Origin of the sequence: Actinomadura madurae, from assembly GCF_900115095.1 — a bacterium.
In the GTDB taxonomy this organism is placed as follows: Bacteria; Actinomycetota; Actinomycetes; order Streptosporangiales; family Streptosporangiaceae; genus Spirillospora; species Spirillospora madurae.
The window spans coordinates 315,348-325,886 of record NZ_FOVH01000013.1 but is presented as its reverse complement, the minus strand read 5'-3'; the positions used below and the strand labels follow the sequence as shown (position 1 = coordinate 325,886).

Here is a 10,539-nt window from a genome sequence, read left to right as displayed (position 1 = left end):
ACCTTGTCGATCAGCTCCGGGCCGCCGTGGGCGAGCAGCACCTTGCCCACGCCCGAGCAGTGCAGCGGCAGGCGCCCCCCGACCTGCGACACCAGCCCCAGCGCGTGCGGCGCGGAGAACCGCTCGATGATCACCGCCTCGTGTCCCTCCAGGACGGCCAGCTGCACATGCTGGTGCAGCGCGCTGTGCAGGTCCTCCATGAACGGCTGGGCCCTGGCCCGCAGCGACTCGGTCCGCGGCGCCAGGGTGCCCAGCTCCCACAGCCGCAGACCGATCGTGAACCGCCGGTCCTCCCCGCGCTCCAGCGCGCCCGCCTCGACCAGCTCCAGAGCCAGCCGGCGCGCGGTGGGATGCGGCATGCCGGTCGCCCGCACCAGATCGGCCAGGCTCAGGTCAGGACGGTCCGGACGGAAGGCGAAGAGGATGTCCAGCAGGCGGGAACTCACCGTCCTGCCAGGTTCACCCGTGGGAGGCATGCTTTCTGCGACCTCCTTCCCGACGCTGGGCCCGGATGCTTTCCCGAATACGGGACGGAGGCTTCGTTTCACGCCCGGTCGAAGCCGGTCAGCCGTGCTGCAGGCGCTGGAAGCGCTTGGCTCGCGGTGCGCGCTCGAAATGCCAGCCGAGAAGAGCGTGCTCGACGAAGAGCAGCGCCACGCTCAGGACGTATCCGACGATCCCGATCAGGATCGTTCCGCCCCAGGTGTCGGCGACCCGGAAGCTGGATCCGCTCTCCAGGATGAAGTGCCCGAGGCCCACCGGCGATCCGTAGATCTCGCTCACGACCATGAGCACGATCGCGATCTGCAGCGCGACCCGCAGACCGGCGAAGATCTGGGGTGAGGCCCCGGGCAGCGTGACCTTGAGGAGCCGCAGGCGCCACGGCACCCGGTAGCTGCTCGCGGTGTCGTTCACCGCCGGGTTGATGCCCGCCACACCGCTGATCGTGTTGAGCAGGATCGGCCAGAACGACCCGAGGACGATGAGGACGATCTTGGGTGTCGCGCCGACCCCGAACGTGAGGATCATCATCGGCACGAAGGCGATCGTCGGCGTCGCCCTGAAGTAGTCGAGCATGGGACCCGTCGCGCGGCGCAGGCCGTCGGACTCGCCGATCACCAGGCCCGCGGCCACCCCCGCGACCGTGGCGATCGCCAGTCCGGCGAGGACGTTCTTGAGGCTGAACCACAGGTCCGACTTCAGCCCTCCGTGCGCCAGGCCGTCCCACATCGCCGTCAGCATCGTCGGCAGCGACGGGAAGTTGAAGCTGCTGTGGCCGGCGGACCAGACCCACCAGATGGCGACCACGACACAGGGCAACCAGAGTTGCATCAGTATCCGGCCCAGCATCCCGCTGCGGACAGATTGCCGTGTCGTAGCCATCAGACCACTTCCCGTGTCGACCGGCGCCATGCCAGAAGCCGGTCCTGCAAGAGATCGGAGCACTTGTTGATGGTCCAGCCCAGGAAGCCGGCGGTGACGATGTAGGCGAAGGCGAGAGGCGCGTTGCCGTTCTGCTGGGCGCTCGCGATCGTGTGTCCCATGCCGGGCAGCGTGGTGAGGAGTTCCACCCCGAGCGCGACGAGCACCGACGTCGTCGCGGCGAACCGGAGGCCCGTCATGATCGACGGTGTGGCGTTCGGCAGGACGACCTTGCGGAACCGCAGGAGGCGCGGGACGCGGAAACTCCGCACGGTGTCGTCGATGATGGGTCTGACGTCCCTGGCGCCGTACTGGGCCTGCAGGAAGATGGGGAACACGCAGGCGATGAGGACGACGGTGATCTCCAGCTGCGGCTTGGAGCCCATCACGAGCAGGAACACGGGCAGCAGCGCGATGACCGGGAACGACCGCAGGACGTCGACGAGAAGCCGGCTCGACCGCTCCGCCGCGGCATAGGTTCCGGTGAGCAGCCCGAGGGGAATCCCGATGAGCGCCGCCAGGAGCAGTCCGGAGACGGCTCCGCGGAGGGTCTGCCCCACGGCCACCCAGAAATCGGCCGTGAAAAGGGCCCGCCACAGAGCCTTCGCGACCTGGATCGGGGTGGGGAGCGCCTCGCGGCTGATCCATCCGCTCTCGCACAGGACCGTCCACGAGGCGACCACCACGATCACCACGAGCAGTTGCTGAAGGCGGAGCGCCCGCCTCCTGGTGAACATCCCCAGGGCGGATCGACGTGGGATCTCGTCCGTCGACGCCGTCGAGGCCATCTCCTCACCCTCCGCCTCTGCTGTCGCTGGTGCACGGGTCATGGAATCGGTGTTCCTCCGCCAGGGCCTTGCCTCACTTGATGTCGCCCGTCGGTGCGCCGCTCCACAGGAGGGAGGACGGGTCGGGCGCAGACTTGGAGATCTTGTAGGCGGCCATCTTGCTCACGACCGTCTTGAGCGTCTCCGTGTCGATCTGAGCCGAGAACGGCTGGATCGAACGGTTCTTGATGTAGTTCGGCGGAAGCTGGGTGTACTTGGTGTCGATCGCGCGGACGTCGTCCGGGTGCGTGTTGGCGTAGGCGATGGCCTTGGCGACCGCGTCGACGAACTTCTTGGCGGTGGCGTCGTTCTCCTTCAGCCAGTCGGACCCGGCGAACAGGATGGACTGCGGGAAGCCCGGCAGCTCGTTCATTCCCTTGCCGATGATCCGGTTACCGGACGTCCGCGCGGCGTCGAGGAAGGTCGCGAAGATGTAGGCGCCGTCGACCTGCCCCTTGTTCAGCGAGTCGACGATGGAGTTCAACGGCAGGGCGACGTATTTGATCGTCGAGGGATTCACCCCGGCCTGCTCCGCCGCGTAGTTGCTCATGACCTGGATGCTGCCCCCGAGGTTCGGGAGGGCGATCGTCTTCCCGCCCACGTCGGCGAACGACTTGATCGGGCTGTCGGCCGGGACCGCGAGCCCGTCGGACGGCGGAGCGGCCGTGGTCGACGACTGGAGGCCGGACACGATCTTGATGGCGAGACCCGCCTCGGCCCCCTTCGCCACCTGGACGCTGTCCGACATGGCGAACTGCGCCTCGCCCCGCAGGACGGACGGCGCGTTCTGGGACTGGTCCGACGCGCCCGCCTTGATCGTCACCTGCAGCCCGGCGCTCTTGAAGTATCCCTGGTCCTGCGCGATGTAGAGGGGCTCAAAGGTCGAACCGGACGAGCGGAGCACGGTCACCTTGGTCAGCCCGTCGGCCGTCTTGCCGCTGTCCGAGTCGCCGCACGCGACGAGGGAGCCCGCGAGGAGTGAGAGGCCGGCCATACCGGCGAGCCATCGGCGCATGAGACTGCTGACCTGCATATTCGTGGTTCCTTCCAGAGATCGGCCAAGCCGACGAGGACTTCGGATGTGAGGTGGCCGACCGCGTCTGTGACGACGGTCTCACTGCTTTCGGACCATACTGTCGACAGATTTGGACTGTCAAGCACACGGCACCCTTCGTCCGGCAACCCCGCTCCACATCCCGCTTTAGCCACCCTTGTCTGCGCCTATGTCCGTCATGGGACCCCGTCTCCGGCACGTGGCCGACCACACACGCCCACCGGTCCGATTGATACTGTGTCGACACTTCGCCGCGTGGCAGGGAGGGGCGCTCACGGACGCGAGCCCGCTGACGTCGGGGCGGGTTCGACCACTCCTCATCGGGGACGGACTCGGGTGACCGCCCGACGGCGGGCAACCGAGGCTCGCACCTTCAGGTGTCGACACATGGCGCACAGAAAGCATCCTCCTGGGGAAGAGTGCAGAGGATACGCCCCTTGCCAGAGCATCAGTGTCGACAGTAGCGTGGGCCACGCCATCAGTTCTCTCACCACTGGATACGAGGCTCATGTCAGAGGAGACGACCCGCACCCCGCATCTCGTCGTGGACGACATTCATATGACGTACGGCACCGGCGCCACCGCTCACGATGTCCTCGGCGGCATCAGCCTGACCGTCTCGTACGGCGAGTTCGTGTGCATCGTGGGCCCTTCGGGCGCGGGCAAGACGACGCTGCTGCGTTGCCTGTCGGGGCTCCTCCGCCCTACGGCCGGCGCCGTCTCGGTGGCCGGCCGGCAGGTGACCCAGCCCGTTCCCGAGATCGCCGTCGTCTTCCAGGACTACCGGGGATCTCTCATGCCGTGGCTGCAGGTCTGGGACAACGTCGCCCTGCCGCTCCAAGGAATGGGTGTCAAGAAGTCGGAGCGCATGGCGCGCGCCGAGGAGAGCCTGGAGGCCGTGGGACTGCACGGTGTCGGCGGCAAGTACCCCTGGCAGCTCTCAGGCGGGATGCAGCAAAGGGTGTCGATCGCCCGCGCCATCGCGTACCGCTCCCCCATCCTGCTCATGGACGAGCCCTTCGGCTCGGTGGACGCGCAGGCGCGCTTCGAGCTGGAGGACCTGGCTCTGCGGCTGCGCCGCGAGCTCGGGATCACCGTCGTCGTGGTGACGCACGACATCGACGAGGCCGTCTACCTCTCCGACCGGGTCGTCGTCATGGCGGGGCGCCCGACCCACGTCGTCGACGATCTGGCGATCGACCTGGGCCCGGACCGCGACCAGATCACCACGCGCGCTCTTCCCAGGTTCGCCGAGCTCCGGACCCGCGTGCTCGAGGAGATCCGCGCGGGCCAGCCCACGCCTCCCGGTTCTTCCGCCGCGACTGGCCCGCCCGCCGGGCCGGCCACGCCCGACGGCCGCTCCGGGAGGGGCCCCGCCCGTAGCGCGACGGTGTGACGGTGAAGCGTCGGAGCCTCAGTCGGAAGAGGTGAGCACGGACAGGTCGATGGCCTTGAGGGCCGCGTCGGTGGCACGCGAGAGCAGCAGCGCGGCGAGTTCGCCGTCGCGGGAGGCGATCGCTTCGAAGATCCTCACCTGGTCGGCCACCGACGCGGTCAGGCGACCCGGGCGGGCCAGGGACGCGTGCCGGAAGACGAGCGTGCGCAGCGCCAGGGAGTCGAGGATCTTGGTGAGCGTGTCGTTGCCGGCTATCGTCAGCAGGCGGCTCTGCAGGTCGACGTGGCCCCAGAAGTAGCCGTCGACGTCGCCCGCCTCGGCCGCCTCCTGCATCCGGGACAGCCGGTCCCGCAGGTCCTCGATCTCCTGGTCGGTGATGTGCTCCGTCACCAGTGAGCCCATCAGCGCCAGGAGGTGCCGCCGTACCAGGTAGATCTCGCGTACCCGCTCGGGAGTGAACGAGGCGACCCGCGGGCGCCTGCGCGCCTTGATCTCCACGAGCCCTTCGGACTCCAGGAGCATCAGGGCCTCCCGGACGGGGGTCCGGCTGCTTTCGAAGCGGCGGGCCAGGTCGACGGAGTTGAGATCCTGGCCGGGCTTGAGGCGGCCTTCCACGATGCCGCGAGCGACCCAGATCGCGACATGGGCGACGGCGGGTTCGCGCCGCTCCTCGATCTGGAGGAGGCGCACCAATTCCGCCGTACGGCCCTCGGCCTGCTCCACTACGACCTCGCTCATCGATTCCCCGTCTCCGCTGCAATGCACGCGCAAGTCTGACGCACATCGGCACACGCTTCCAACGTCGCCGCCCGCGGGCACGGAAGTGACCGCGCCCGCCGGGCGGAGCCCAATTCCGCCCCGCCCGGCGACGACGGACGTCCGTAGGTCAAGGCCGGTGCCGACGCGACGCCGGCCAGATGCCCTGTTTGCCGGGCGCGAGAATGCCGGCCGGATCCACCGCGTCCTTTATCTTCTCGACGAAGCGCATATACGCGTGGTCGTTGAACGAGAACTGTTCGGCGGCCACATCCATGACGCTGAGATGCGCTCGGTAGTTGCCGTATCCGCGCTTCCCCGCCTCGCTGACGAGCTTCTTCATGGTCTCGTAAACGAGCCGGGCCTGGTCCTCGTCGTCGAATCCGAAGTTGCTGCCGCTGACGTAGATCGCGCTGCGTTCCGAGATCGCCATGATGGCGCTCTTGAAGTCCAGCCCGACGGCCTCCACCATCGGCCGGAAGGTGCGGACGAACCGGAGGATCTCCGCCCCCTTCAGCGGCACGACCGGGGCGAAGTCCATGTGCCCGCCGCGTGCGCCGGCGCGCCAGCCCGCCATGCCGACGAGGTCGAGGCCGGGGACGCCGGCCGCGACCCGATCGGACGGGTGCTCCAGCTCCCTCGCCCGCTCGGGGGTCGTCCGCCGCCCGGTGACCTCCACCCCCGGGATCGCGCCGAACGCGGCCTTGATCTTGGCGAACCTGTGGTCGACGACCGGGCCGTCGCCCCAGAGCGACAGCCGCATGGTCCAGCGTCCGATGCCCAGCTCGCGCCCGACCCGGTCGAGGACCTCCTCCGGCATCGGCCCCGTGCCGTCGTACCAGTCGGAGCGCTGGGAGACCATGGCCGCCGCGCTCGGCGTGTTGTAGATGACGGGGACGCCCGCGACCGTCCCGTCGAGGAGCAGCCCGCGGAGCGTGTCGGCCAGTTCCACGATGTCGTCCTCCCTGCGGGCGACGACCGTCACCGGCATGACGACCTCCGGGCTGCGCTGGAGCCACACGCCCATCTTGGTGACGATTCCGAGGTTCGACTGCATGAACAGCTGGTCGAGCGAGGGCCCGAGGCCGCGCCGGTAGAGGTTCCAGCTGCGGCTTCCCGGGACGCCGCCCATACCGGTGCGGAGCAGTTCGCCGTCGGCCGTCACGACCTCCAGCCCGCAGGGCGCCATGAAGTCCTGCCCGTATTTCAGGTAGGTGACGCCGTGGTCCAGGGAGTTGCCGACGAGGCTGCCCCACCCGATGTCCGGAACCGACAGCAGAAGCGGATGTCCCCCGTCCCGGAGGGCTGCGTCGAGCTCCAGGAAGCTGACGCCCGGTTCGACCAGGGCGTAACAGAGCTCGTCGTCGATCTCCAAGATCCGGTTCATCCGCCGGAAATTGACCGTGACCGAGCCGGAGAGCCGCGGGCCCGCGCCACCGTATCCGTTGTTGCGGCCCTGGCCGTTCGGCCACAGCGGAACGGAGCGCTCGGCCGCGACCCGGACGATCTCCTGGACCTGCTCGACGGTCTCGGGCTGGACCACCGCCGAGGGCGTGTGGTCGTCCCAGCCGGCCGGCTGGAACGGGTCGCGGAACTCCTCCAGCGCGGCGGTCGTGCGGAGCACGTGCTCCGGCCCGACGATCGCTTCGAACCGGGCGAGCGCCGCCTCGAGCGACGCCTCGGCCGGACGTCCCTCCGTCACCTGGGTCATGCGCGTCATCTCCTTCCGTCACAGGCGTGCCGATGAACGTCGACGGGGGCGCTGCGCTCGGAGCAGCGCACCTGATCACCTCTGATGTGATGAGCCCTATCGGCAATCTGTCGACATTTTGGTCGGCCGGCCCACTTCTGATCCCGACCCGGGTTGAAGGATTCGGGATGTGTCGACAGTATAGTAATCGGCGACTACCGGCCACAACCGTGCATCGAGCGTGGCCGCGGCGTCCGCCGATGCCCTCGGACGTGGGCGGACGATCACCGGAAACACCGACCTTGTGTCGACACATGGGTCCGGACTGGCTTGTCACAGTAGGAGGTTGAGATGGCGCGGGTCCCGGAGGCAACCGGCACGGGCGAGATCGCGGATCGGATCCGGCACCGCCGCGCGGGCGGAGTGCTGCGGCCCCTAGACCATGTACTGCTCCACGCGCCGCAGGCGGCGGACGGCTGGAACTCGCTGCTCGGGGCCCTGCGCGCCGGGGAGTTCCTTCCGGCGGATCTCCGGGAGCTGGCGATCCTCCGCGTGGCCGTCCTCAACGACGCGGCCTACGAGTGGGACGCCCACCTGCCCGATGCCGAGGCGGCCGGGCTGGGGCCGGCACAGCTCGCCCAGCTCCGCATAGCCGGCGGGAAGGGCGCCGACGTGTTCACCCCCTTGCAGGCGGCGGTCCTGCGGCTGACGGACGCCATGACCCGCGACCTGCGGGTTCCGGACGACCTCTTCGCGGACCTGCGGGCCCGGCTCGGCGTCGGTGCGCTGGTCGAGCTGGCCGTCGTCATCGCGGCCTACAACATGGTCTCCCGGCTCATCGTCGCCCTCGGCATCACGTCCACGGACGGTGCGTCATGACGGGGCGGCTGGAAGGCAAGGTCGCCGTCATCACGGGCGCGGGCAGCGTCGGCCCCGGATGGGGCAACGGGAGGGCGACCGCCGTCACCTTCGCCCGCGAGGGCGCTCATGTCCTCCTGGTCGACCGCGACAAGGAGTCCCTGGAGAAGACGTTCGAGCAGGTCCGTGAGATCGGCGGGTCGGCCGCGCTCCGGCTCGCGGACGTCACCGACCAGCAGGCCGTCGAGGCCTTCGTGGGCGCCTGCGTCGAGGAGCACGGCGGGCTCGACATCCTCGTCAACAACGTCGGCGGATCCCGCGCGGGCGGCGTCGCCGAGCTCGGTATCGACGATTGGCACGCGCAGCTGGAGGTCAATCTGACGAGCGTCTTCCTGGGATGCAAGGCCGCGGTTCCCGTCATGCGCTCCGGCGGCGGCGGTTCCATCGTCAACATCTCCTCCGCGTCGGGCCTTCGCTACACCGGCGCGGCCCAGGTGGCGTACGCCTCGGCGAAGGCGGCCGTCATCCAGCTCTCCCGGGTCTCCGCCGTCCAGTACGCGCCGTTCGGAGTGCGGGTGAACACCGTCGTCCCCGGTCAGCTCCACACGCCGATGGTGGAGGCGCGGCTGGCCGGGCAGCGCGCCGGAGGCGACGTCGCGCTCCTGCTGCGGCAGCGCCAGGCGAGGATTCCGCTCGGTTTCATGGGCGATGGCCGTGATACGGCCAATGCCGCCCTGTTCTTCGCGAGCGACGAGTCGAGGTTCGTCACCGGGACGGAACTCGTCGTCGACGGGGGAATGACGGCGCGCTGTGACTGAGGCGACCGGCGCCGAGGCCGCCCGCGTGTTCACGCCGTCCCCGGGCAATCCGGGACCGCACCCGCGGCCGCGCAGACCATCGTTGGCACTCCCCAGCGGCGCGACCGACGCCCACTGCCATGTCTTCGGGCCCGCCGACGTGTTCCCCTATCCACCTGACCGGGCCTTCACCCCGGTCGACGCGCCACGGGACGAGGTCACGGGCCTGCAGCGCTTCCTGGGGTTCCAGCGGGCGGTGTTCGTCCAGTCCGCAGGGCACGGCACGGACCACCGTCCGCTGCTGGACGCGCTGGCCGCCGACCCCGCGAACCGCCGCGGCGTGGCCATCCTCCGGCCGGGGATCGGCACGGCGGAGATCCTCCGGCTCGACTCGGCCGGGGTGTGCGGCGCCCGGCTGCATTTCGTCACCCATCTCGGGCCGGGCCCCGAGCCGGAGCAGGCCCTGCGGATGCTCGGGCAGGTGGCCGATCTCGGCTGGCATGCCGAGATCCACGTCCGGGCCCGCGGCATCGTGGAGCACGCCGCACTGATCGCCGCCATCCCCGCGCCGGTGGTCATCGACCACATGGCCCGGGTCGATCTCGCGGAAGGGCTCGACGGGCCTTCGGTCCAGGCGCTGACGTCCCTGCTGGAACGCGGCGACGTGTGGGTGAAGCTCAGCGGCGTGGACCGGCTGTCCCTCGTCGGCCCGCCCTATCCCGACGCCGTGGCGCTGGCCGCGCTCCTCGTGGAACGGTTCCCCGAACGCGTCGTCTGGGGGACCGACTATCCCCACGTGAACATCACCGGGACCGCGCCCGACGACGGGATGCTCGTCGACCTCATCGAGCAGATGGCCCCGACGGCGGCCCTGCGGGAACGCCTGCTCGTGACCAACCCGGCGGAGCTCTTCGGCTTCGGCCCGGCAACCGAACCCGCTTCGAAAGGATTTGCGCATGGCTGAGCGGCTCAAGGACAAGGTGGCGCTGGTGACGGGCATCGGCGCGGGGATCGGCCAGGGCATCGCGCTCCGGTTCGCGGCCGAGGGCGCGTCGGTCATCGGCTGCGACATCGATCCCGATCGCGCGGAGGAGACCGTGGCCCTCGCCGCGGAGGCGGGCACCCCGATCGAGTCGGTGCACCCGCTGGACCTCACCAGGCCGGACGATGTGCGGCGGTACGTGGGCGTGGCCCGTGAACGGCATGGCCGTGCGCACGTTCTCGTCAACGCCGCCGCGATCCCCCCGCACATGGCGCGGGCCGACGAGATGGACTTCGACTCGCAGTGGCGGCCCACCATCGCGGGAGAGGTCGACCTGGTGTTCCTCGCCTGCCGCGAAGCCTGGCCGCTGCTCAAGGCGGCCGGGAGCGCGTCGATCATCAACTTCGCCTCCGTCAACTCCCGCCGGGCGAGCCGGAGCCTCGGCATGGTCGCGCACTGCGCGGGGAAGGGCGCCGTGCTGTCGATGACCAGGCAGCTCGCCGTCGAGGGAGGGCCCGACGGCATCCGCGCGAACACCATCGCGCCCGGGCTCGTGCAGACGCGCGCCACCGCCGCCGCGGGCCTCTCGGCCGGCTCCGCCTCCGAACGGTTCATCGCCCGCACGCTCGTCGGCCGGCTCGGCGTGCCCGACGACATCGCCTGGTGCGCCGTCTACCTCGCCTCGGACGAGGCCGGTTGGGTCACCGGCGCCGACTTCGCCGTCGACGGCGGCGTGACAGCGGTCTAAGGAGCCACG

11 protein-coding genes are annotated in these 10,539 nt (G+C 69.7%); 5 read left to right on the top strand and 6 right to left on the bottom strand.

From position 1 onward, the window contains the following. The 4 genes from BM339_RS32285 to BM339_RS32270 all read right to left on the bottom strand — a co-directional run. A partial coding sequence (locus tag BM339_RS32285) for an IclR family transcriptional regulator (RefSeq protein ID WP_218163815.1) occupies positions 1-446 on the bottom strand: 446 nt, incomplete at its 3' end. 118 nt (positions 447-564) lie between these two features. Further along, entirely contained in the window at positions 565-1,332 is a 768-nt protein-coding gene (locus tag BM339_RS32280; RefSeq protein WP_200871671.1) for an ABC transporter permease, read from the bottom strand. A gap of 50 nt (positions 1,333-1,382) precedes the next feature. Further along, complete coding sequence (locus tag BM339_RS32275; protein ID WP_081842134.1) at positions 1,383-2,252, bottom strand: ABC transporter permease; 870 nt, start codon at positions 2,250-2,252, stop codon at positions 1,383-1,385. A gap of 31 nt (positions 2,253-2,283) precedes the next feature. Further along, positions 2,284-3,282: an ABC transporter substrate-binding protein gene (locus BM339_RS32270; protein WP_075023315.1), complete on the bottom strand. Its 999-nt coding sequence runs from the start codon at positions 3,280-3,282 to the stop codon at positions 2,284-2,286. A gap of 529 nt (positions 3,283-3,811) precedes the next feature. Between BM339_RS32270 and BM339_RS32265 the strand changes: the two genes are divergently transcribed. After that, positions 3,812-4,699 (top strand): ABC transporter ATP-binding protein, encoded by an 888-nt coding sequence (locus tag BM339_RS32265; RefSeq protein ID WP_075023314.1) that lies wholly within the window; start codon positions 3,812-3,814, stop codon positions 4,697-4,699. A gap of 18 nt (positions 4,700-4,717) precedes the next feature. Here the strand turns inward: BM339_RS32265 and BM339_RS32260 are convergent, their stop codons facing one another. Both BM339_RS32260 and BM339_RS32255 read right to left on the bottom strand, forming a co-directional pair. Next, positions 4,718-5,437, bottom strand: coding sequence for a GntR family transcriptional regulator (locus tag BM339_RS32260; RefSeq protein ID WP_052357186.1), 720 nt, complete (start codon positions 5,435-5,437; stop codon positions 4,718-4,720). Between the two features lie 148 nt (positions 5,438-5,585). Then, positions 5,586-7,166: an FAD-binding oxidoreductase gene (locus BM339_RS32255; RefSeq protein WP_075023313.1), complete on the bottom strand. Its 1,581-nt coding sequence runs from the start codon at positions 7,164-7,166 to the stop codon at positions 5,586-5,588. Positions 7,167-7,496: 330 nt separating this feature from the next. Here BM339_RS32255 and BM339_RS32250 point away from each other — a divergent pair, with 330 nt between their 5' ends. From BM339_RS32250 to BM339_RS32235, 4 genes are read left to right on the top strand one after another with little or no spacing between them, the layout of a single operon-like run. Next, positions 7,497-8,024, top strand: a complete 528-nt coding sequence (locus BM339_RS32250; RefSeq protein WP_075023312.1) for a carboxymuconolactone decarboxylase family protein — start codon at positions 7,497-7,499, stop codon at positions 8,022-8,024. After that, positions 8,021-8,821 (top strand): SDR family NAD(P)-dependent oxidoreductase, encoded by an 801-nt coding sequence (locus tag BM339_RS32245; protein ID WP_021591586.1) that lies wholly within the window; start codon positions 8,021-8,023, stop codon positions 8,819-8,821. Before BM339_RS32250 ends, BM339_RS32245 begins: the two co-directional genes overlap by 4 nt. Continuing rightward, complete coding sequence (locus tag BM339_RS32240) at positions 8,814-9,764, top strand: amidohydrolase family protein (RefSeq protein WP_083598220.1); 951 nt, start codon at positions 8,814-8,816, stop codon at positions 9,762-9,764. The genes BM339_RS32245 and BM339_RS32240 overlap by 8 nt, the downstream gene beginning before the upstream one ends. Beyond that, complete coding sequence (locus BM339_RS32235) at positions 9,757-10,530, top strand: SDR family NAD(P)-dependent oxidoreductase (RefSeq protein ID WP_021591588.1); 774 nt, start codon at positions 9,757-9,759, stop codon at positions 10,528-10,530. The genes BM339_RS32240 and BM339_RS32235 overlap by 8 nt, the downstream gene beginning before the upstream one ends. Positions 10,531-10,539 lie beyond the last annotated feature (9 nt).

Coding starts and splice junctions, on each gene's coding strand:
- BM339_RS32255 (WP_075023313.1), bottom strand. CDS start 7,166: ATGACCCAGGTGACGGAGGGACGTCCGGCCGAGGCGTCGCTCGAGGCG.
- BM339_RS32250 (WP_075023312.1), top strand. CDS start 7,497: ATGGCGCGGGTCCCGGAGGCAACCGGCACGGGCGAGATCGCGGATCGG.
- BM339_RS32280 (WP_200871671.1), bottom strand. CDS start 1,332: ATGCAACTCTGGTTGCCCTGTGTCGTGGTCGCCATCTGGTGGGTCTGG.
- BM339_RS32260 (WP_052357186.1), bottom strand. CDS start 5,437: ATGAGCGAGGTCGTAGTGGAGCAGGCCGAGGGCCGTACGGCGGAATTG.
- BM339_RS32275 (WP_081842134.1), bottom strand. CDS start 2,252: ATGACCCGTGCACCAGCGACAGCAGAGGCGGAGGGTGAGGAGATGGCC.
- BM339_RS32245 (WP_021591586.1), top strand. CDS start 8,021: ATGACGGGGCGGCTGGAAGGCAAGGTCGCCGTCATCACGGGCGCGGGC.
- BM339_RS32270 (WP_075023315.1), bottom strand. CDS start 3,282: ATGCAGGTCAGCAGTCTCATGCGCCGATGGCTCGCCGGTATGGCCGGC.
- BM339_RS32265 (WP_075023314.1), top strand. CDS start 3,812: ATGTCAGAGGAGACGACCCGCACCCCGCATCTCGTCGTGGACGACATT.
- BM339_RS32235 (WP_021591588.1), top strand. CDS start 9,757: ATGGCTGAGCGGCTCAAGGACAAGGTGGCGCTGGTGACGGGCATCGGC.